The organism is Microvirga sesbaniae (genome assembly GCF_025460805.1).
GTDB classification, from domain to species: domain Bacteria; phylum Pseudomonadota; class Alphaproteobacteria; order Rhizobiales; family Beijerinckiaceae; genus Microvirga; species Microvirga sesbaniae.
On sequence record NZ_JAMXFJ010000010.1, the window covers coordinates 16131 to 37516 of the forward strand.

Annotated in this window: 17 protein-coding genes; 15 read left to right on the top strand and 2 right to left on the bottom strand. The window is 58.3% G+C overall.

Features of this window, described 5'->3' with window-relative positions; translation table 11 throughout:
- Nucleotides 1–3 precede the first annotated feature (3 nt).
- The 4 genes from OCW50_RS15175 (at nt 4) to OCW50_RS15190 (ending at nt 3784) form a co-directional block, all read left to right on the top strand.
- Nucleotides 4–483, top strand: coding sequence for a hypothetical protein (locus OCW50_RS15175; RefSeq protein ID WP_262298146.1), 480 nt, complete (start codon nt 4–6; stop codon nt 481–483).
- Between the two features lie 73 nt (nt 484–556).
- Nucleotides 557–1117, top strand: a complete 561-nt coding sequence (locus tag OCW50_RS15180; RefSeq protein WP_262266980.1) for a hypothetical protein — start codon at nt 557–559, stop codon at nt 1115–1117.
- Nucleotides 1118–1250: 133 nt separating this feature from the next.
- Nucleotides 1251–3152, top strand: a complete 1902-nt coding sequence (locus OCW50_RS15185) for an ATP-dependent helicase (protein WP_262266981.1) — start codon at nt 1251–1253, stop codon at nt 3150–3152.
- Nucleotides 3153–3190: 38 nt separating this feature from the next.
- Nucleotides 3191–3784, top strand: coding sequence for a VUT family protein (locus tag OCW50_RS15190; protein WP_262298147.1), 594 nt, complete (start codon nt 3191–3193; stop codon nt 3782–3784).
- 300 nt (nt 3785–4084) lie between these two features.
- Here the strand turns inward: OCW50_RS15190 and OCW50_RS15195 are convergent, their stop codons facing one another.
- Together OCW50_RS15195 and OCW50_RS15200 are read right to left on the bottom strand one after the other, a co-directional pair.
- Nucleotides 4085–5773, bottom strand: a complete 1689-nt coding sequence (locus OCW50_RS15195; protein ID WP_262266983.1) for a hypothetical protein — start codon at nt 5771–5773, stop codon at nt 4085–4087.
- Nucleotides 5774–6089: 316 nt separating this feature from the next.
- On the bottom strand, nt 6090–7238 hold the full coding sequence (locus OCW50_RS15200) for a hypothetical protein (RefSeq protein ID WP_262266984.1): 1149 nt from the start codon (nt 7236–7238) through the stop codon (nt 6090–6092).
- 165 nt (nt 7239–7403) lie between these two features.
- On the opposite strand from OCW50_RS15200, the gene OCW50_RS15205 reads away from it, so the two are divergent.
- The 11 genes from OCW50_RS15205 to OCW50_RS15255 all read left to right on the top strand — a co-directional run bounded on the left by OCW50_RS15205 (nt 7404) and on the right by OCW50_RS15255 (nt 21333).
- Nucleotides 7404–8318 carry a hypothetical protein gene (locus OCW50_RS15205; protein WP_262266985.1) on the top strand — a complete coding sequence of 305 codons (915 nt, stop codon included), beginning with the start codon at nt 7404–7406 and terminating at the stop codon, nt 8316–8318.
- 40 nt (nt 8319–8358) lie between these two features.
- Nucleotides 8359–9534 carry a Rad52/Rad22 family DNA repair protein gene (locus tag OCW50_RS15210; RefSeq protein ID WP_262266986.1) on the top strand — a complete coding sequence of 392 codons (1176 nt, stop codon included), beginning with the start codon at nt 8359–8361 and terminating at the stop codon, nt 9532–9534.
- A 101-nt stretch (nt 9535–9635) separates the two neighbouring features.
- Nucleotides 9636–10631, top strand: a complete 996-nt coding sequence (locus OCW50_RS15215) for a hypothetical protein (protein WP_262298148.1) — start codon at nt 9636–9638, stop codon at nt 10629–10631.
- Between the two features lie 113 nt (nt 10632–10744).
- Complete coding sequence (locus OCW50_RS15220; protein WP_262298149.1) at nt 10745–14107, top strand: hypothetical protein; 3363 nt, start codon at nt 10745–10747, stop codon at nt 14105–14107.
- A 73-nt stretch (nt 14108–14180) separates the two neighbouring features.
- Nucleotides 14181–14609: a hypothetical protein gene (locus OCW50_RS15225; RefSeq protein WP_262266990.1), complete on the top strand. Its 429-nt coding sequence runs from the start codon at nt 14181–14183 to the stop codon at nt 14607–14609.
- A 137-nt stretch (nt 14610–14746) separates the two neighbouring features.
- On the top strand, nt 14747–15157 hold the full coding sequence (locus tag OCW50_RS15230) for a single-stranded DNA-binding protein (protein WP_262266991.1): 411 nt from the start codon (nt 14747–14749) through the stop codon (nt 15155–15157).
- Nucleotides 15154–15630, top strand: a complete 477-nt coding sequence (locus OCW50_RS15235) for a hypothetical protein (RefSeq protein ID WP_262266992.1) — start codon at nt 15154–15156, stop codon at nt 15628–15630. Before OCW50_RS15230 ends, OCW50_RS15235 begins: the two co-directional genes overlap by 4 nt.
- Nucleotides 15631–15967: 337 nt before the next feature.
- Entirely contained in the window at nt 15968–18124 is a 2157-nt protein-coding gene (locus OCW50_RS15240) for an ATP-dependent helicase (RefSeq protein ID WP_262266994.1), read from the top strand.
- Nucleotides 18125–18199: 75 nt separating this feature from the next.
- On the top strand, nt 18200–18757 hold the full coding sequence (locus tag OCW50_RS15245; RefSeq protein ID WP_262266995.1) for a hypothetical protein: 558 nt from the start codon (nt 18200–18202) through the stop codon (nt 18755–18757).
- 157 nt (nt 18758–18914) lie between these two features.
- Complete coding sequence (locus tag OCW50_RS15250; protein WP_262298150.1) at nt 18915–20795, top strand: hypothetical protein; 1881 nt, start codon at nt 18915–18917, stop codon at nt 20793–20795.
- A 196-nt stretch (nt 20796–20991) separates the two neighbouring features.
- Nucleotides 20992–21333 carry a hypothetical protein gene (locus OCW50_RS15255; protein ID WP_262266997.1) on the top strand — a complete coding sequence of 114 codons (342 nt, stop codon included), beginning with the start codon at nt 20992–20994 and terminating at the stop codon, nt 21331–21333.
- Nucleotides 21334–21386 lie beyond the last annotated feature (53 nt).

Consider the following 21386-nt stretch of genomic DNA (forward strand, 5'->3'; position numbering starts at 1 on the left):
TTGATGATCCGCCTATCCGCACAATGTGCCGCACTTGCAGTATTCCTATGTTTGTCTTCCGGCCAAGTTCTGGCATCTGGTAGCTTTCCTGTCGCGTCCTGCGCCGGATGGAGTGGAACTGCTGTTGAGCAGGATGGAATAGACACGCCGTCAGCAACAATGACCGGCATGGTCACTAAGGCGGATCTACAAGAATACTGCGAGCGTGACCCCGGTGGGGAGACAAAGCAGAACGGTGGCAAGCTCACTGTCGCTCAGTGCGTTGCAAAGTATCAAAAAGAGGAAGGACGCACAGTTCTGACCTCCAAAGCCAATTGCAGGACTGGCACGATCGAGTTTCGGTATGGCAACAACGCGCCTCAGCGAGCGCGCTTCCCTCTTAAAGATGACGAGGATACATCCTGCGCCTCGGGAAAGCCGCCTCTTATTGCGCAGTTCGTTATTATGTGCCCGACCGCAGCACGTCGGATGAAGCTAAACTAAGCGAGCTGAACGGCGCGAGTTTCTGAATGCCCAGAATGGAAATATGGTGGATCCAAACACAACAGGATCCATCATGAATTACTGGCCCGAGGAACTCGCTCCAAAGAAAGCTCCAGACGACGCGAAAGAGCCATTCCAGGATTGGTGGCGGCGAGTCAGAAGTCGATTCCCCAATATCCCCGCTGACGTCGGAGAGCAGTGGCTTTATGATAATTGGGGCAGCTCCCCATACGGATATCTGATTTCCCAACCATATCGCTTCGACGTGGCTGTCTGGGACTCAGCCAGATTGGCTGAAATCCGGGAACGCACCTACGATTGGGAGATTGGCGGGGAAAAGTCAGAAAATAAGGGTCGGGTTATCATTAGGAACCTCGGCGAGTACGAATTCAGAACTGCCCGCTATTTGGTCGACCACCTGAGTTTTCCAAGGCCGATCATCGTTCTCGACAACCGAGACGGGCACCTTCGCAAAGGTATTCCTCCAGTCCCAGAGTCGGAGAACCTCCCCGCATCCTATTTACTCATTGAGGGACACCGCCGCTTCCAGATGGGGCTCTATCTCCAATCGATGGGGAAGCTAAATCCAACGGTTGAGCTATGGATTATGACAGCCGGTTCTCAAAACGCTTAATTGAACAGGGCCCAAAACCCAGAAAGTAACCGTTACGGCAGGGAACGAAATCAAGAGGGAGACTGAATCTCAGAGCATCTCGGAATTGGGAGCGAATTCGAATTGATCGATCAAACCCCTAGAAGAGAACGCCATGCCAGATTTAGCAGCCACGATCTCGGCACATCCGTCGAACGACACATCTCTCACAGACGGCTTGAACCCCCAACAAAAGGCAGCGGTCAAAGCTTTTCATAGACCGCTGCTGGTCCTATCCAGCTCCGGAACCGGCAAAACCCACGTTCTGGCGACCAAATTCATCTACGCGGTTCAGGTCCTCGGCTATAAGCCGGACGAGATCATGGCGGTTACTTTCACCAGGAAGGCTGCTCATGAGTTGAAGGAGCGCATCGGCCGGAAAATCGTCGCTGACGTCGAAAACCTTTATGTCGGGACGTTCCATTCTCTTTCATCCCGCATGCTCCGGATCCACCAGGCGATCCATACCGGCGAGAAGCCATTCACGATCGTCGAGCCGGAAGAGATCAAGATGACCCTCACGGGCATCCTCGCGAGCCTGGATGGGTTTGGGAACTCGTCGAGCAGCCGAGAGATCGATAAGCGGATCAACGCGCTCCTCAAGACCATCGATGCTGCAAAGAATATAGGCGTCAACCTCGGCTCCGATAGCAACTCGACATGGATCACGAGCGCTCCGGGAATCTCCAAGGAGGATAGTGATATCCTCGCCCAGTATGAAAAGACGATGCGGGAGAACCGCTGTCTCGATTACAACGATCTGATCCTGGATTTCATCCGGCTCACGAACAGCAACCCCATTGTTGCGCGGTCCTGGCGAAAGAAATTCAAGCTCGTCCTGGTGGACGAGTATCAGGACACCAATCCCGTTCAAGAACGCTGGCTGCAGATCTTCTCTGACGCGGGAAACAATCTTGCGTGTTTCGGAGACGATGATCAGGCTGTCTATGGATGGCGCCATGCGACTGTCGACAACATCCTGAACTTCGAGAAGCGGTATCCCAATTCCGTCGTCATCAAGCTGGGAATCAATTATCGCTGCCCTGAGCAGATTGTCCGGAAAGCAGGGAAACTAATTTCCGGCAACCAGAAGAGACACTCGAAGACGGTCCGATCCGGCAACAAGGGTCAGGGCGATGTCGCGAGCATTTCCTGCAACGGACAGCCGGGGATGCTCAACCAAGCTCTGGTCCTGATCCAATCAGTTGCGAAGGCCCAGCCCAGGGATATTACCATCCTTGCCCGCACGAACAGCGACGCCGATGAGGTGGCCCAGTTTCTCAGCCGCCACGGGGTTAACATCTTTCGGTTCAATCCCGATGCGGACTCTTCCCCGCAGCTCCAGACGTTTCTTGCCTGGCTCCGCCTGCTCGCAAACGAATCCGACAGCCCGGCAGCGATCAAGATCATGACCAGCCTCGCCGGTCTCGGGACCGCCCAAGCCGTCTGGCGGGCCGCCAGGATGGAGGGCGTTCCGGTAATGCAATGGCTGAGCAAGCGTGCAGATGCCGGCAGCCTGAGGCAGGACGGACTTCTCCGGCTGATGGATATCTATCAGGGCCTCAGGAGTGCGACGATGATCTCGAGCACATCCGAGATGATCGAGCTCGCCCTGACCTATACGGATCTCGACAAAGACATTGAGGCCCTCAACCCAGCCCGCCGGGCTCGCTTCTTCCGCCAGTACATGGCGATCTCGGAACACGCCCATCGGGTCGAGGATCTCGCCACAATCATCGCGACGGCCCAGACGGAGATCGCCGACGTCGATGGCCGGCCGGATAACGCGGTGGCGGTTTCGACGATGCACGCCATGAAAGGACTGGAATCGCCCGTTGTGATCTCCCCCGGATGGAGCAAAGGGAAATTCCCAAGTGGCTTCGATAAGGGAGATGAGATCGACGAGGCCCGCCGCCTTGCCTTTGTGACCATCACCCGCGCGTCAGCCCGATGCTTCCTGCTTTGGGATAGCCAACTCGGCCCCTCTCCGTTCCTGACCGAAATGGGTCTGGCCTGATACCGTCCGAATTTCAATCAGAAAGAAAATCTCCCATCATGACCAAATCACGGCTCGCTGGTCTTGCCAGCCTGGTCGGCTTTCTACTGACCGTTCCCCTCGCCAACTACTTCGTCTCGCGGATCGGCACGATTTGCCTGCCCGACGGCCCCTGTCTCATCCCAGTGGCGCCGGGGATCATGTCCCCGAGCGGCGTTATCTGGGCCGGGGCCGCCCTTATCCTCCGCGATCTTGTCCAGCGGCAGCTCGGGGTCGCGTGGAGTACGGTCGGAGTCCTGATCGGGGCCGCACTCAGCTATCTGATCAGCCCTGCCTTGGCCCTCGCAAGCGCGGTCGCCTTTTTGATTTCCGAACTCATCGATCTGGCTGTCTACACCCCGCTCCAACGCAAGGGTCTTGTCATCGCCGTCGTCGGGTCCAGCCTCGTTGGACTATTGGCGGACTCAGTATCGTTTCTCTGGCTGGGCTTTGGCTCGCTCGACCATTTCGCCGGGCAGGCCCTGGGGAAAGCGTGGATGATCGTTCTATCTCTGCCGCTCCTCTATTGGCTGAGAAACCGGGATGCACGAGAATTGAGATCAAGCAATCGCCTCCCGAAAGGACCGGCGGCCGCTCGTTTCCAGACATCGTAGTTCCAGCACGCCGGGGGAGCCCTCCTGGCTCCTCCGAGATCGCATTTCATGGCCCACTGTTCCTACCTGCGTGCCAGCCTCGTCCTTTCTGTTGTTCTTTTTGGAGCCACAGCGGCACATGCCAAGACCACAAAGAAGGCAGAGAACGTGGCCCAAGCTCCCAAAGTTGAGACCGTCAGCGCAACTCAGGTAGTCCAGCCGGAGAGTTCAACATGCCGGAAGGTTCGGCGCCGGCTTTGGGTTGAAGATCAAGGATGGGTCGTTAGACAGGTTTCGAGCTGTTCCTAGGCTCAGTGCCTCTCAGGGCGCGACCACTCCATTGGTGAGAACAAGGCTACCATTCGCTTCCTGCACAAGTCCCTCGATGCGGGCGTTACACTGAGACTTTGGAACTGGGCCACTACAGTTCGCCAAAACCCATTTCATGCTTCCCAGGTCCAGCGTACCCCGATCGAGAATGATGTCTCCCACCCGTTTCGACCCATCGTATACGGCACAGGAAGGCGTGCTCATCCCGATCAGGTAAACGGTACAGAATTCGACTGCGACGTGTTCTCCGATCACTTCCCGCCACAGGCTGATAAAATCACGGCTGTCGAGGGAGCCATTGGCAGCCCGCTTCAACTTCAGGGCCTTGCCGGAGGCGTCGGATCGATTTTCCTCCGTCCGCTCCACGGTGCATTCGGTTTCGTGAATGGTCTTCAAGTAGCGAAAGTCGCTTCCATCGAACACGAAATAGTGGAACCCGCTCTTTCCGTCGCTCGGATCATGCCAGGTACTTTCATCGTGCTCGAACTTCCCAGTCATCACGATGAGCGAACTGTCCAACTCAAATCCGAAATCTGGTCCACCCACATAATGTGTTTTGTCGCTACACCAATCCCCGGTGCCCGTGACGAGGCTGAACGGAAGCATCTTAACCTTTCCGGTCGCCACATTAACTACGGCTCCACGATTGCAGCCGGTCCCGCAGCCCCACGTAGTGATGACGTATCGGCCGGCGAAGTTCGGGGGTTGTTGAGCTGCTTCCCGGATACGGGTGCGGTAGTTGTTCTTGTCTGGATCGTCTAAAACTGGTTTTGCGTTGGTGCCCTTGTGGATTTTGCTGGCCGGATAATCCGGGAATTGTGGGACAGACACCCGAGATTTCTTTGGCAGGGCGGCCTCTGCCTTCGCGACCGCAACTTGCTCCTGGGCAGACGTCTTTGACGCCTCGAGTGTATGCACCAGTGATGGATCTGCTTCGCCCGGCTTAGGGTTTGGCTGATGAGTGCTGGGCACGGCTTGGACGGCCTCTGTCGCCACCTGGACACCGTGACCGGTACCCGATGTAACTTCGGCCTGCCGCATGACTTCGCAGCTCGTCCGTGCCCAATGCCCATCAGGCGGAATATCCGAGGTTTCTGGCTCCTGATCATTCCGCATACGGAATTGCCTAAAGGATTCCGAGATGGCGTTGAGGCTTACCGAGCCAATCTCACCAGCCGCGTCCTTATATAGGCGCAGCTCTCCTCCAAGCTCTTTCTCGGCCTCGGATGCTCCCACCGCAACCAGGATTTCCTGATTGTCGTTCCTCCGCCGTTGCTGCCGGAATTGGAAGGTCTCGCCCGTTTCGATGATTCTCAAGTCCCACGGCGCGTCAGCTTTCCGCGGATCGGAGATCAGGAAGAATCCGAAGGCGTCCTGGATAGGTGCGAAGACGATCTTATCAGTGTTGCACGGATAAGGACCGGGCGCGTACCGCAGCCGGCCGATCATCTGGTCAACCGCACGGGGCAGGTCCTGAAGGTATGCACCGGCCACGAAGCCAGACCCGGTTCCCGGGCCAAAGATCCGATCATGCTCGGCTGACATTCGGTCGACATCAGCCTTACACGCCTTGAGGCCCTCGCTAAGATGGGTAAAGACTTCCTCCGGCTGGTGCTGCCGCTTTAAGGTCCGCTGCACGTGGTCAGCGACACATTTCGTGGCAGCCCTGACAAAGGGCACGTGAGCCCTTCGTTTGGCCTCTCCGGAAGCCTCCTCCGCTGAGAGGCGAGCACCCATTCCGGTACTCGCACAGATAGCTAAAGACAAAACCCCAAGCACGAGCCCCTTAGATAGCATCCTTCTCTCGCCCCCACCCATAGCCGCCCAGTATGAATACCGTCCCAAGGGAAGTAAACGGATGCCGGGTGATCCAAATGGCGCATTGGTCGGGATCTTCTTGGGGAGCCCCTCTCGGAGAGACGAAGACAGTCAATCCCCATAAGAAAAGAGCGGCCCACCGGACCGCTCTCGTAGACGAATAGATTTGATTGATGGATCACATGCCCTGGCTATTCTGCTCCATCATCCGCCGACGCATCTGAAGGCGGGAGAGTTGTGCTGGCTGCGCGGCCTGGTTCTCCGCAGCAGGCTTTTCCTCTGTGGCCGGCGCGGGCCGATCCTGGGACTGAAGGGCAGCCTTATAGACGCCACCCTCAGACCGGCCCATCGTCAGCCGGTAGCCAGACGGCATGCCGAAACGCTCAACATGGATCTTTTCCAGCGCATTGAAGCCACGACGAAGGGAGTCCATCGGGATCTTGTCCTGCTGATCTAAAGTGACCCCGCCCCCCAAGCGCTTCTGATCGTCAAACTCGAACCGCATGAATGCGCCGCGTAGGACGAACTTTGCCTCCGTGCTCTTCCCAGACTTCAGGTTCTCGACAGCCGAGGTGATACGATCTTGGAACGCCTTATCATGGTCGATGGCTCGCGCCAGCTTCTCGACTTCCGGCAGATGGTTCTGGATCGCGTGGTCAAACCGCGCAAACTTCTCCTTGTTATCCAGTTCCTGGAAGCGCTTTACCGTCCGGTCGAGAACCTCGGTAATCTCCTCACGAGTCGCCTCACGGATCATATTTAGCTGTTGATCCCGCCGTTCCGGGTTTCGGTCACCCGCCAGCATGAGCCCGCCACGGATATAGGCCGCCACCAGCTTTAAGCCCTGCTGGCTGGCTGCCTCGGCCCTTGCGGAGTACGCAACCTGCTCGTCACTCACCTGACCCTGCTGCCGGCGCGGTGGGGTCGAAGCGACTTTGGTCGATACCGGAGTGGCAGCCTCACGGACCTTCGCCATCTCCGGCTCTCGGCTGATGGCATCCGCTGCGCCGAAAAGGATCGCCTCGAGATTAAGCTGACTCGCCCGGTCTTCCTTCCAAAGCGCATGCGATTTGGAATCCACTCCGTAACGCTGGACGGCAGTATGGTTAACATCCGGGATGGCGCCCATGGGGGCGGCGTAGCAGCCATACTCCTCGTTGTAGCTGGCCCGGATACCCGCTTGGCCGAGATCCTTAATCATTGTGTCTGCTTGGGCGCGCGGTGCGAAGAACCCGGTCAACCCTTCGGACACCAGCCCGAGAGCCACGAAATCAAGTCCTGACTTACCACTCACACCAGCTTCCACGCTCACCTGACTTGTCTGCATCGCGGGATCTCCGTCTCCGATAGCGAATTAACGACACAAGACCTGTAGCATAAATTCGGGTACAATGCACGTAATTCGGCACGATTTGCAAAACTCGGTCGCCCGAAAGGCAAAAGGCATGTCTGGTCAAACAAACCTATTGGTTTCCAATCCCCGGAAAAATCGATGAGCCCAGATCCAGACTATGTCATTCAGGCCCGATACGTCCCGACGCTCCTTGGCCTCAAAAAGACACCATCCCCTTGGGAGCTTTGGCACGTACTCAAGGGCAATATTCCCTCGGCGCAGGTCGAATCTAGCCGCGGCTTCTGGAGCCGCCGCCTCCACCGAGAGTTCGTGATCGGCCTGCAGGAACGATACTCCTGCATTCTGTTCGATCGGAGCAAGGAGCAGATTTACCCGACCAGGCAGATCCTCTCCCGCCACCTGGTAGAGGTCCGGTCTCGCGGACAGCTGCCCCTCAGCCACGATACCAAGCACATCCACTTGATCCAGATCTCATCCGAGAACTACGCGATCAACTGGAATGTAAACGGAGTTGTCCAGGCTCCTCCTTATATTGTGGCCGAAGTTCACCCGATCATGGCGGCGCTCGGCATCGAAAGCCTCGCGGTCGCTTTGATTGTGGCCGGCGGCGAATTCGAGGCATTCGTCGAGATCGATTTCGATCCTCCCCTCTGGGAAATGATCAAAGCGGCTACGACCGACTTCATCTTCTCCCTGGACATGGACGAGGAGCCGGCCCCTGATTTCGCCATCGACGGGGACGCTATCGAGAAGCGGTACCGCCCGACGAATAGCGATCCCGCCGATTACTCGGAGGATCGCGCCTTCAACAAGCTCGTCACGGAGTACGAGGCCATCACCCAGGAGATCCAGGGGCTCGAGCGGGATGTCCGGGAGAAGGACAAAGCCAAGCGCAAGCTGAAGGCTCAGCTCATCACAGCCCTGGGGAACCGGTCGGCAGCACAGGGCAAGGGCTTCAGGCTCCTCCGCGATGAACACCACGTCGGGGAGCAAAAGCGAGCCGCTTACTCCTATTCGACCCTCAAGATCGACCGCCAGACACAGGCGGTCTGATCGCAAGCTACTGATTTCAGATCAATTTTTAGAGGTTCAAATGCCTGCACGCACTAACTCAGACGTCGTGAGAGCTTTAAAAGAAAAGGTCGCCAACGAGAACAAAAAGGACCGCCAAGGCGATAATCGGTCGAAGCTCTATTATGTCAAAATGGAGTACGACGCGACCAAACTGGACGAGATTTTCGGTCCGGAGAACTGGAGCGCGGAGATTCTCAATCAGGAATCCCGTGTTTGGGAGCAGGATCTCGTCAGCTTCAAACAGAACAAGCAGGAGGTTTACAAAGCTCGGGTCGCATCGGCCTGGGTCACTGTTCGGTTGACCGTCAAATTCCCTGACGGAAGAGAAACCTTCCGCGACGGCGTCGGCGCCGGTGACGCGATCCGGCGCGCCGACAATCCAAACTCTGTGGAAGCCGAGGGTCTGGCCCTAAAAGCCGCCGGAACGGACGCCATCAAGCGTGCTGCAACCCTCCTCGGCAACATCTTCGGCCGCGGCATGGAGAAGGACGGTACGCAGCGGTACGATTATGATTACGTGCCACCTTTGGATGATGAGGCGGACGAGGAAACCCGTCCCACCTCGGACGTCGTGATCGCCAATGACGTCGGCCAGCCCCAGAATCCGCCTCAGCAGCAGGTCCAATCCCAATCTCGGCCCCAGGCGCAGACGCGGCCCCAGCCTCAGTCCCAGTCGCCGCAGCCGAGGACACAGGCTTCGGCCCAACAACCGTCGTCCCGTCCTCAACAGCATCACGAGCCAAATGTCACCAGCGGCCTGTCACGCCAGGCACCGGAACACGCTCCAGTGGCACCGACCGCCCAGCCGCAGCATGCCTCCCAGCCCGGGCCGGCGGACGACTTCGATAACGCCCTGAATCAGGCCTCCGTCGATGTCCGCACCCTCACCGATCCGCTCTCCGAGCACCTCCGGCTGATCATTCCACAGGGAAACCTGATCGAAGTTGGTATCCCTGAGCGCTGGAAGAACATCTTCTCGCAAATCAATGAGGCCCGGAAGAACTGGGTCACAACAGTCGAAGATGTAGCCACGATGAAGGCTCACATGGCCGACTTCCGGAAGCGTGCCTCTAACGAGAACATCATCTCGGGCACTTCTGCCGGTGCGAAAGACATCAAGCATTACTTCGACACGATGGACACGTTCATCGAAAAGCGCCGTCAACATATCCTTGGCATAGGCCAAGCGGCGTAGGCCTAAACGGGCCCCGCATCCTGCGGGGCTTTTTCTGTGCTCCCATCAATAATCCCTTGGAACCAGGGGAAAGTGAAAACCCCGAAAGCTCGTTGAGTACAATGTCAGAGAACCTCAAGCTCTCCGCAGGTGACCTTGCCAAACAGATCGGAAGTGGCAAGGAGCGCCGCTACAGCGACGACGAATGGGAAACGCTGTGTCCCGCCCATGATGACCGCAAGCCGTCCCTCGTCATTACGCAAAAGGGAGACCGACTTCTCCTCTACTGTCGGGCAGCCTGCGCCCAGACCGTTATCCTCGATAGGCTCCGGAGCAAGTACCAGATCGAGCCCAGGCAGCTCGGACGCACCCAGAAGCGCGAGTTGCGGTGTGATGGCACCCAACCGCGCCAGCGCGTTGCGCCCATGGAGCGCCGGAAGAAGAAGGGGCTCCCGGACGGCGCGATCTACGCGGGCACGTCCCAACAGGGAAAACCGCCTTCATTCCTCCTCAAGAACAACAATGGGGTGTGGTCTTGGCACGACAGGCATGGCCGCGAGTGCTTTTACACAGTGCGTTTCGATGACCCAGAAGGCGGCAAAGATATCAAGCCCCTCACCCCCTGGATGATTAAGGGCAAGGTGCAGTGGATCCGATATGCCCCTCCGGATCCGCACCCGATGTACGATCTTCACCTGGACGATGGTGAGTGCCCTGTCCTCGCCGTCGAAGGGGAAAAGACCGCCGAGGCTGCCAAGAAGCTTATTACCCGGCCTTCGGAGATCTTCGGCGGCGCCATCCCGTGGACCACCACCACCCTTGGAGGTTCTCGGAAGGTCCACATGGCCGATCTTGACCCGTTGGAAGGCCGGGACCTGTTCATTGCCCAGGACATGGACGCCGCCGGTCTCAGTTATGCGTCCCAGTTCCTGCGGAGTAAGGCAAGGTCCATCACTTTAATTCGGATGCCACGATCCGCGCTCCCTAATGCAAGGGGCGCTCGGGCAGAGGATATCGAGCCCGGATATGATTTGGACGATTTCCGGCAGGAAGGCTGGACACTCGACCATTTGGAGGAGATCGCCCGCAAAAAATACCTGCTTTTCCGCCTCAGATAACAGATCAAGTGACGAAACCGATATGAAAAGTGGCAAAACTGCGTTATAATTCGTTTTGCCGGGATACCCCATCCACCCTTTGTTCTTTTCATCGTGCCAGGAGCAAACTCCCGATGAGCGCTAAGTCCTTCCTGAACCACTCCGATGCCCCGTTCCGGCGAGACATTACTGTCATCACCATCGGCGATCGTCACCCGATCCAGGACCCCAACCGCCCGCAGTTCGGCAGCGACCGTGATAAGGCTGCCTCCTTCGCATTCCACATCGAGCAGTCCCTGACCCAGGACAACGAGCTTGCTCGCGCTTCCTACTGGAATGAGCTTCGCACCATCGCAGCTGTCGCCACCCGTGGCGTCCTCTCGGCCGAGCAGGGCCGTGGCCAGGTGCGCGACCGTGCCAATCAGGCTCTTGAGGCCAGCGACGTCGACCTGACCCCCCGTCAGATCGAAGGCACCATGAATGTCACGATGGCCAAGCGCCAGTTGACGGACCTGATGCCGAAGAACCTCACGGTAGCCCAGACCAATCAGGTCCTTACCCGGCTCGTCAATGAGGCGATCGGTACCGCTCAGGGCCACATCATCACTGATGACAGCGACTCGACGGTTGTTCGCCTCCGGAACACGCAGGCCTATCGCACCCTTAACAAGGCTGTCGGCGATATCTATGCCGATACGACCGTTCCCTTCAAAGATGACGAGGATGAGCTCGGGAACATCAAGGATGTCTCCGCGGACCGCCGCGAGCAGATGACCCGCCAGATCCTTCGTTCTTCTTTCGCTCCGGAGGGCAAAGCCCCGGCACAGCAGGCGGCAGACCCGTTTGTCGGCAACGAGACTTTTGAGCAGGCCGTCTACAACCGCCTGCGCCTCGGCTCGATGATCTCCGAGGTAATTTCTGACGAGAAGGAGCGCCGCATGTTCGCGGCCTTCATCGACAATGCCGCCATGGGCGTCCTCGACGGCACCAAGGACCGCCCCGAGTGGATCCTGCGTACCGACATGGACAAGCAGAAGGAAAACTACGACCAGCTGGTGGCAAGCGGCTCTGACCGGGCCGAGAAGCACAGGTTCACGGCTGACCTCAATGCGCTCGCCAAGGAGGTTCTCGCCTCAGACCTCTTCCAGAGCCAGAAGCAGGCCCTGGCCGACCTTCAGAAGAGCGGCCTGGAGCGCAATGCGATCACGGCTGCCATGGGCCGCCACGCCTCGCAGCAGATGGACCGGACTGATTTCGTCATGGCTTCCCGTCAGCAGGCGCTGATTGCCGAAGCCTGGGTCTCGTTTGCAGCCTCGGCTGGTCCGAACGTGCCATCCCGCACCGCAATCGCGAACGCCGCCAAGCAGATCCGGGAGGACTTCTCCCGCCCGGTCGAGATGGCGTCTTACAAGAAGGCCGAGGACGGCAAGATCGTCCCGGTGAAGATGACGATCCGCCCTGCCCTCTTCGGCCCCGAAACCAGCGGGCTGAAGTTCCCGACGGTCGCCGTTGAAGGCTCCCGCTTCTATAAGAATGCCGGCGCCATCAATGACTACGTGGCTCAAATCGCGGTGGCCAACAAGGCTCTTCCGCCCCACACCCGCACCAGCCTCGTCGTCACCGTGGATGACAAGTCCAAGTCCTATAAGGCTCTGACTGAGGCGGCCGAGAAGAACGGCTTTGGCGTGATCAACGCCACGGTCTCTGCCAAGACCACCCGGATGAAGATTGTCGGGGAGAACGGCGCCAAGTCGTTCAACGAGCGCAAGATGCAAATCACTGTGCCGAACCCGTCCAAGCCGGATGAAGCCTTTGATCTGTACTCCCGTGAGGGTCAGCGCGCCGCCCGTGGCAAGCTCATCGTCCTGCATCCGGATGGCAAATCCGACAACCAGGCCCGTATGATCGGCTGGCAGGTCGCCCAGTCCATCTCCAACAAGGTCGCCGTCTTCGGGCTTGAGCAGAACGACTACAACACCTGCCAGCACGTCCGGCGCGGTGTCGAAGGGGGCAAGCAGATCGAGGTTCGGGACAACGCCGGCGCTCCGGTCAACTTGGAGGAAGCCTACAAGACTGCCGTCATGGGTGCTCCGACCCCTCAGGAACGAGCTCGCCGTGAAATCCAGAGCTGCGCTGCCGGTCTCATCAATCCGGAAACTCCTGGCATCAGCCCGGAGCAGAAGACCATCGCCACGGTCAACAGCCTCGCTCTGGCCCAAGTGTGCGGCATCAAGAACCTCGAGGTCATTCAGAAGCAATTCTCGACCTTGGGCGATGTGGTCGAGTTCGCGTCGCGGTCCGGCAAGAACGTCGTGACGCTCAGCAAGGAGGAAATGGCATCCCTTCGCCCGGTCGCTGCTGCCCTCCGGGGTGGTGTCGAAAAGCTTCGCAACCCGGCCGCTCTGGAGGCCCTGCTTCTCGCTTCATCCATGAAGGTTGAGGCAGCGAAGCAGAACGATATGCGCTATGACCTGACGTCGGACTTCGCCAAGGCTCGCGCCCTGCCTGTCGTGGTCTACGGAGAGCCGTCTGTAGGCAACGCTGTTGCGATCATCGGTCACGACAATGAGATCGGAGCAAAGACGAAGGGCGCTATCGAGCAGCTTGTCGTCGAGGCCCGTGACAAGGGAGCGATCATCCACACCACCGCCGAAAAGGGCATTGGTGAGGCTGTGATCGAGGCAGCTTCGAAGCATGGGGCGAAGTTCGTGGCATTCTCCCCTGACCGGGACGCTTCGGGTCTGTCCGACAAGGCTGTCGACGCTCTGTTCGATGCCATCAACAACGGCAGCGGCTCCATGGTCTCAGCCCAGGGCTTTGGCAAGAACGAGATGGCTGCGAACCGGACCAAGGTTTTGCAGATGGCTACCGAGACGGCGAAGAGCGTCGTGCTCGCCGCCGCCAACGACAAGGACGTGTCAGCCCTAATCGCGGTTGAGTCCGGTCAGACCCGTCCGGTCGCCACCCTCTCGCCGAACCCTGAGGAGTTCTTGAATTTCACGGCGAATGTCGCCCTCACCCGCGAAATGGGAACCATCACGGCCAAGACCGGCCGCGGCGGAAACACCATCAGCCCGGTGGGTGTCGGCTTCCAGGGTGAGGACGGAGTCTTCGAGAGCAACGGCTACAACGCTGACGGTGGCATGGACCCACAGTCCAGCCCGATGGTTCGCGTTGCGTCCTTCTCTCGTCCGGCCACGGTCATCATGAAGACCGGCGAAATGGGGGCGTTCATCGAAAACGTTGAAGCCGGAAAGGCCAACACTCTGACCCGCGACGACCTCAATGGTCTGACGGCGGCTCAGATTGCTCTCAAGTATGGAGTTGTGAGGCACCCAAGCGAGTACGAGCAAAAAAGTGCTAAATCCCCTGAAGAGATCTCCGTTGCCCTCGCGGACAATGACAAGCGCGAGTTGGAAACGAAGCTCTCTAAGCTGGCAGCCAATGACAAATTCCGTGTGGTTGCCAGGGCCCAGCAAAATGGGGTCGGGATGTAACCTCTTCTAACAATCTGGTGACCATCAGCCCCGGCCCTCGGCCGGGGCTTTTTCGTTTCAAAGGAGGCAGACCATGATGCAGGATGTTCAGACCCGCCAGCAGGCTTTCTTCACTGTAGGTGAATGGGATGGCCGCTCGGTTCATGTCACCCGTCGGGTCTATCAGCGCGCCATTGGCACGGATCCCGATTTCACCGGCTTCGACGGAGCCGATATGCGAGCCTTGGCCCTGGTTGAGGCTTTCGCCAGTGCCGCAGCGGCCCTCCTCCGCTCTGACCCGGAGACAAAGTCCGTCACCTTCTCCCACACAGTTGCCGATCGCGACTGGAATGGAGATCCGGAGAAAATCGAGGATCAGCGCGTTGCGCTCGTCGCCACAATCTCCCGCCGGTCTGTCACCATTGATTTCAACGTTCGCCGCGTCTCCTACGACAAGGCCGACGAGGCCCGCTGGATCGATTTGTGCTCCAAATCCCGCCGGCGCTTTGCCAGGGATGTGTGATCCCCGCGACTATTAACCATCTAATCCGGCGCACGAAATAAGAAGCGTTATTTCTGCATTACACTTCGCGCTTGAGCGGGGTATACACGGATTATGAGCTACCAAGTTTCTTGATTTGCGAATCAACGGAGAAAGCCATGTCTTGGCTTAATCAAATCTCCCTCTGCGGGATCGTGAAGGGCGATATCAGCATTAAATCCTTCGACGGTTCGGGAGGGATGATTGCTGAGTTTACCCTCACGACCAAGGCGTCCTTCACCAAGGGAAAGGGCTCTCAGAAAGCCTCTGTCGTGGAAAAGGACGAGAACCACCGGATCGTGGTCTACTCAAAGGAAATCATCACCGATGAGATCCAGGGCGTTCTCAAAGAGGGCGACTGGGTTACCTTGAGCGGCCGTCTTCAGTATCGCGCGGACAATGAGGGGGATTCTGGATCTCCCTACATCTCCATCAAGCGCGGCAACCACTTCAATCGTTTCAATTTTGCTCCCGCCGACGCGGCGGAAGTGAATCCCGAGCTGGCTGCTCCCAGCGAGCTTGCCGCATGACCCTTCGCCTCGTCTCCTCGACGGATCGAGTTTCCCACCCCTCCAACAAGCCACGTGAAGGTTTCCTAGCTATGGTCCCCCAGCCCAAACCCAATGACTCAGGATCGCGCGTCGTCGTTACCAAAGTGGTCGTCGAGCAATACGCCGTTGAAGGCCAGCAGACGCCAGCCAGCATCATCTCCAGCCTCGAGCGGCAGCTTGGCGACCAGTTCACCCTGAAGCGCATTTCCATAGCCGAGCCATCCGAAGGCGGCCTGATGGGCGCTCACGTCCTGAAAGAGTATGACGCGAACGGCAAGGATCTGGCCCGTCGCAGTGCAGACATCGTCGACCGTGACAACAAGCTGATCGTCCGTTTCCGGTTCGACGGTGAAGAAATTGCCGGAATCGAGTTCAAGGGCAACGGAAGCGCAAAAGCGGTGATTGCGCCGCAGCTCGCAGCGCTTTGGCGTGACGGTTCAATCGAGATTTGAAAGTGGCGGGAACCCAAACCCCAAAAGTTCTGACGGCCGAGGGCCGGATCGTCTTTGTCGATTTCGAGACTAAGACGGTCCACCCGACCACCGATACAGGATCAGCGGACACCGTGATCATCGGAGCACTGACTCCGGAGGGCGCGGTGAACGTGGGCGGCCGGGTTTACCGATTCATCGACATCGCTGGCAAACGTCCTGACGTCGCTGTCAGGGCGGGCCGCCTCATCGCGCTTATCGGCACAGAGGCACGCCACGAGCCCGCCACCCAAAAAGTCGCCGTACGAAGTCCCGAGAGGGCCCTAGAGCCCACCGGAGGTTAGAAGGATGGGTTCCCATGTCTCTCGATCTCGTTTCTGCCAATCCCTTTGATCAGTTTGATCTCGACGAGTCCGAGACCCCGTTCCTGCCTTCAACCCCCGACTATGCTCTGGAGGACGATGTTTTCTCCGAGATCGAAGATCATAGCTCCCTTGGGCATGCTGCGGTCTTCGATGCTGAGGAATCCCGCGTCAAAGCCCTTACCAGCCTCATCGAGATCCAGGAGGCTGCCGTCACCCACGGGATTCATCCCCTTCTGATCCTGGCCGGCGCCGGAACTGGCAAAACGAAGTCCCTTACCTCCCGCATCGGGTTTCTCGTGGGCTCCCAGCGAGTTCAGCCCCATCAGGTCCTGGCTGTTACGTTCACCCGTAAAGCCTCCCAGGAGATGAAACACCGTCTTGCCGCCATGATGGGCCCGGTGGCGAAAGCCATGGACGTCGGCACCTTCCACGCCATTTCGGCTCGCCTCCTCCGGGACAATGCCGATCGCGCCGGGCTGGAGTCCAACTTTTCCGTCCTCGACGCTGACGACCAGAAGAACGTCGTCAAGGATTGCTATGCCAGCCTGTCCTATGGCGAGCACATTGTTCCCCCGGATTCCACCGACTCCCGCCGCCAAGTCGATTATGCGTTCATCCTCGACTGCATCGAGGCCAAGAAAACCGGTCGCGGCTTCCCGCCGAACTTTAACCGCGGCACATTCCTGACGCCTCACGGAATCGAGCAGATGTACCACCGCTATGAGCGTTCCAAAGAGCGCATGAACGCGGTTGATTACAACGATATCCTGATCAAGTGCCGGGACCTTCTGCGCGACGACGAGGCCGTTCGCCGGTACTATCAGACACTCTGGCGTGCCGTCCTGGTCGACGAGTATCAGGACACCAATGACATTCAGCAGGAATGGCTCGACCTGATCACCGACCACGGGCAGGGCTGCTATTTCACCTGCGTCGGAGACGACGACCAATCGGTCTATAGCTTCCGGGGCGCCAACATCGACAACATTCTCAGTTTCGCCGACCGCTACCCAGGTGCCCGGATCATTCGCCTGGAGCAGAACTTCCGCTCGACCCGTGCCATCCTTGATGCCGCGAACCATGTGATCGCCGGAAACGAGAGCCGCCACGGCAAGGCCCTCTTTACCAAGGGGACCCAGGGTAGCCCTGTTCTCGTCCATGAATTCTCGGAAGATCGGGGGGAGGTCTCCTGGATCGTCGACGACATCGAGCGCAAGCTCAAAGCCGGGATCCGCCCGAGCCAGATTGCGATCATCTCCCGCGCCTCCATGGAGCTCAACGGCTTCCAGCCGGCGTTGACCATGCGCCGAGTCCCCTTCACCGTTACGGCAGGGCGCAAGTACAACCAGACTGCGGAGATCAAGACCCTCTCGGCGTATCTCCGCCTGATGCTGAATCGTTGCGACAACGCCGCCTTCGAATATGCGATTGACGCCAAACCCAGAGGGTTCGGCAAGGAGAGCCTCGCGAAGCTGTCGGATACCGCCCGGATCACCGAGCTTCCGATGATCGACATCCTGGCGGACCAGATTCGGAATGGCGCTATCCGCAAGGCCGCCATTGAGAAGGTCAAGGCCTTCATCGAGTTCATCGACGAGATCGGTGACGACTACCGCCTTGGTGTCCCGCTCGACGAAGTAATCCAGAAGGTCATCGCTGAGTGCGGCATCAAAGAACATGTCCAGGAACTCCGCGAGAAGGCCGAGAACCAGTCGGACCGCAAAAAGGCCGATCAGTTCCGCAAGCAGGCTTCGGCCATCGAGGAGCGGGTCGAGCAGTACCTCTTCCATGCCAAGGAGCAGACGAACATCCAGGATTTCGTCGACTCGATGAGTTTGCTGGAGACGGACAGCTCTGTCGATGATGCCGTCTGGCTCGGCACGATTCACGCGGCCAAGGGCCTGGAGTTCGATTATGTCTACCTGGTCGGCTGGGAGGAAGGGATCTTCCCTGTCGTTCGCCCCGATACCGACCTTGAGGAGGAGCGGCGTTTGGCCTATGTGGCGATGACCCGCGCCAAGCTCAGCCTTCTGATCAGCTATGCCAAAAGCCGGATCAATCGAACCAACGACGGATCAGAACGGCGCCCGAACGTCTACATTAACGATATCATCGAAGCCAATCTGTGCACGTTCAAGCAGTTCCATTAGAGCAATGCCCTTGCTTCCTTTCCCGAAGCAGGAGTTGAGGATATGACCTTTTAATTCCCCAGGTAGGAATCCACGATGATGAAGACCCTTTTGACCTTTCTCGCAGCGACCTTCGCTCTGTCCGGCGCTGCTCTGGCTCAGGATTGGCAGGTCCTGACCTACAACAATCTGACCACGCCGTCCGCTGCGCCCCCCGCAATGTTGCAGATCTGGGGTGACCTTATTGCCGACAACAACCGGTATTTCCGCGATGAGTTAAAGGATCCCCGCTTTAAGACCGGCAACGCTCCGGCCGAGTTCCTGTCCCACACTTTCACGGATGGTCAGGAACAGATCACCGTCAGCCTGATCAACATCGCTCGTCGGTGTGATAACGGCGCGAACTCGGCATCGAGCACGGACCTCCACGGGATCTGCCCTCTGCGGGTTGTGGTTACCGGCCCAAGCGGCTCTAAGACCACACGGACTACGGGTTGCTTCCTTGTTGTCCCGCCAGGCGATCCCTCTGGCCTCGACCCGCGCAAGAACGCCACCTACGCCGCCTATGACCCAAAGCAACGGACCGTCACTGTTCGCGCTCTTCGAAACGGCCGTCCACTCAACGGCTGCACCGCGACGGTGAAGATCGGGTAACAACCGAGGCGAAGTAAAAGGCCAATATGGCGAAATAAAAAGCATATCCGGATAGAAAGAGGGCTGACGCCGTGGTAACCCACGATATGGCGTCGGCCCTTTTTTTGTGCAAGGGCCGATGATTTGAGAACGCAACCACGGTATCGGCTGAATGAGAATGAGCGCCCCCTTACGCTGGATTGCCTTCCTGGCGATCCTCATGGTCGGATATGTCGGCTTCATGTCAGAGGCTTGGGCTGGGAAGTCGCAACTCGGTCCCAAGACGAATTACTCGGCCAGCGACATCGCCAACGCCGTTCGCAACTCCAATCTCAATCCGAGCCTGCGGCAGTATGCCGACCAGATGGGCAACCTCGGGATGTTCGAATCCTCAGGTAATGCCGGCATCTATAACGGTAGCTGCTGCACAGGCGTTTTTCAGCTCAACCGCTCCAATTTGGCTGCCGCCGGCTACACGCCCGAGGAATATGCGAACGCAGGCTTAGACGAGCAGGTAAGGGTGTGGGCCAACCTCACCAACCAAGGAGCCAACACTGCCGTCGTGCGCCAGCTTCAACAAATGGGGACCTTCGACGGCCAGCCGGTCGACGGCGCGATGATCATGGCCTGCATTCAGCTTGGTACAGGCAACTGTCAAAGGATGGTTCAGTCCGGCAAATGCTCCGGCTTCTCAGACATCAACGGAACCACGATCTGCGCGATGGCTCAGAAGATGCGGAACGGAGCCTCTACCCCTACCGAGGTTTCCGACCCGTTCCAGAACATCGCGGAGGGAACCGACACCTCCGATCTGTCCTCTCGCCCGGATCTCCAGGTTCAGGAATGCTGGGGCTGCGACGGCGTCGCCCGCGTTGTTGAGATCACCGGCCGCATCGGTCCCGCTCTCATCAACAAGTTCGGCACGGAGGCAGCAAAGCTCATGGGGCTTATCTTCAGCATCGTCTTTGCGCTGCTGATCGCCGGCAGGCTGTTCTGGATCTCCCGGTCGGGCGGATGGAACGACATCTTCTGGCTGGTAATGCGGTTTACCTTCGTGATCACGCTCATTGGAACCGGATCCGTCTACACCGAAATCGTCCGCCCCTATGTTCTCGTGCCGTCCATGTCTCTCGGTGGGGAACTCGGAACAAAGCTGGCCAATGTTGGAAACAACGCCTTCAAGAACAACAAATCCACCGGTGTGTGCCGGTATGATCGGATCAGCGGAACCGATCAGGAAATCATCCGGGCCGGCGAGAGCGTGATCAAGCTGGTTTGCGCTGTCCATCTGACCGTCAACGAAGCAATCAAGAAAGGTTCGGAACCAGCAAGCAAAATCGAAACGGCTGACTCCTCAGCAAGGAGCACAATAGTCAGTTTCGCCCTCTCGATCTTCTTCTTCATCGTCTTTGGGCTTTACTGGCTGGCTCTCTTGCTCTTCGCCTTCCAGATCGTAGAGGCGCTGGTTCGCATGGGCTTTTTCGTGGCCTTCGCTCCCTTCCTTGCGTATGCGTGGGTCTACAAGACCACCCAGAAGACATTCACCAATGCTCTCCGGAGCTTCTTCTACGGTTCAATTCTGCTCGTCATGTCGGGCCTCCTGTCGGCTATCGTGCTCTTCGTTCTCGCCCAGGGAATTGAGAAGGCGGGTAATCCGACCGCTATTTCGATCGGCAGCGCACAGGGAATGGGCAACGCCATCTACTTCCTGATCTATTCCTTTGCTACCGCAACAATGGCCGCTTCGATTATGCGGGCCGCCCCCAGCCTTGCCGCATCGATATCCAGCTACCAGGGCATGGCCGGCGAAAACTCGTTCGCTGCGGGCGCTGTCTCGAGCATCATGCATGGAGCCCGTGTGGCGGCCTCTCTGGGCGGCACAGTTGCCCTCGGCGCTGGAGGCCTGGCAGGCAGGGGAGCCGGGTTTGCCGGTCCCAAGGTCTGGGATTTCCTCAAAGGTGCCGCGAAGAATTCCCTTGGGGGCGCCAAGGGGATTCCGAACATCCCCGGGGCGGCTTCGACCACGCAGACGGTCAGAGCCTTCTCCGCTGGCCCCTAGCCACATCGTTTTATAATCAAGAAGAGCCCTCGGCCGGCTGGCGCGAGGGCTTTTGATTTTTGAATTAGGTTGACAACAACAGGCCCGGGAAACTCTTATGGGGCAGAGATCACTGGTGACTGTTTTGAAATGTTATTGCTGATTAGTGAAGTGTGAAAATCGGGACGCTAGAATCCCCTAAAAGAAAGATCATCACATGTTCATCTTCGCCATCATCCTCGCTTTCCTCGCGCCGTTCTTCTGGCGTGTTTTCTGGAAGAGCTACGACGAGTTCGACGAGCTGGAAGACCGGTTTCTCGCCGGCTTGCCGGAGATCGTCGGACACATCATCGGCGCTCTCGTAGTTGCCGCGCTCCTTGCGCTGGGCCTTTACAAGTTCGCCGAGTTTTCGATCGAGGCTTCCGCTGGCACCGCAATCACGGTCGCGGCCGTGCTCCTGCGGCTTAATCTCGGCACCTTCGAGAGCCGGATCATCAGCAGGATCGTCGCTTCGGTCCATGGCGGAGTGATGGCCCTTAAGGCTCGGAGCATCCGGTAGTATGACCAAAACAAAGGGGGCGGCCCGCCGGCCGCCCCCTTTTCTTATTCGCC

Excerpts from the sequence above, each read along its gene's own strand:
- OCW50_RS15175 (WP_262298146.1), top strand. The coding sequence starts at position 4 with ATGATCCGCCTATCCGCACAATGTGCCGCACTTGCAGTATTCCTATGT.
- OCW50_RS15180 (WP_262266980.1), top strand. The coding sequence starts at position 557 with ATGAATTACTGGCCCGAGGAACTCGCTCCAAAGAAAGCTCCAGACGAC.
- OCW50_RS15185 (WP_262266981.1), top strand. The coding sequence starts at position 1,251 with ATGCCAGATTTAGCAGCCACGATCTCGGCACATCCGTCGAACGACACA.
- OCW50_RS15190 (WP_262298147.1), top strand. The coding sequence starts at position 3,191 with ATGACCAAATCACGGCTCGCTGGTCTTGCCAGCCTGGTCGGCTTTCTA.
- OCW50_RS15200 (WP_262266984.1), bottom strand. The coding sequence starts at position 7,238 with ATGCAGACAAGTCAGGTGAGCGTGGAAGCTGGTGTGAGTGGTAAGTCA.
- OCW50_RS15205 (WP_262266985.1), top strand. The coding sequence starts at position 7,404 with ATGAGCCCAGATCCAGACTATGTCATTCAGGCCCGATACGTCCCGACG.
- OCW50_RS15210 (WP_262266986.1), top strand. The coding sequence starts at position 8,359 with ATGCCTGCACGCACTAACTCAGACGTCGTGAGAGCTTTAAAAGAAAAG.
- OCW50_RS15215 (WP_262298148.1), top strand. The coding sequence starts at position 9,636 with ATGTCAGAGAACCTCAAGCTCTCCGCAGGTGACCTTGCCAAACAGATC.
- OCW50_RS15220 (WP_262298149.1), top strand. The coding sequence starts at position 10,745 with ATGAGCGCTAAGTCCTTCCTGAACCACTCCGATGCCCCGTTCCGGCGA.
- OCW50_RS15225 (WP_262266990.1), top strand. The coding sequence starts at position 14,181 with ATGATGCAGGATGTTCAGACCCGCCAGCAGGCTTTCTTCACTGTAGGT.
- OCW50_RS15230 (WP_262266991.1), top strand. The coding sequence starts at position 14,747 with ATGTCTTGGCTTAATCAAATCTCCCTCTGCGGGATCGTGAAGGGCGAT.
- OCW50_RS15235 (WP_262266992.1), top strand. The coding sequence starts at position 15,154 with ATGACCCTTCGCCTCGTCTCCTCGACGGATCGAGTTTCCCACCCCTCC.
- OCW50_RS15240 (WP_262266994.1), top strand. The coding sequence starts at position 15,968 with ATGTCTCTCGATCTCGTTTCTGCCAATCCCTTTGATCAGTTTGATCTC.
- OCW50_RS15245 (WP_262266995.1), top strand. The coding sequence starts at position 18,200 with ATGATGAAGACCCTTTTGACCTTTCTCGCAGCGACCTTCGCTCTGTCC.
- OCW50_RS15250 (WP_262298150.1), top strand. The coding sequence starts at position 18,915 with ATGAGCGCCCCCTTACGCTGGATTGCCTTCCTGGCGATCCTCATGGTC.
- OCW50_RS15255 (WP_262266997.1), top strand. The coding sequence starts at position 20,992 with ATGTTCATCTTCGCCATCATCCTCGCTTTCCTCGCGCCGTTCTTCTGG.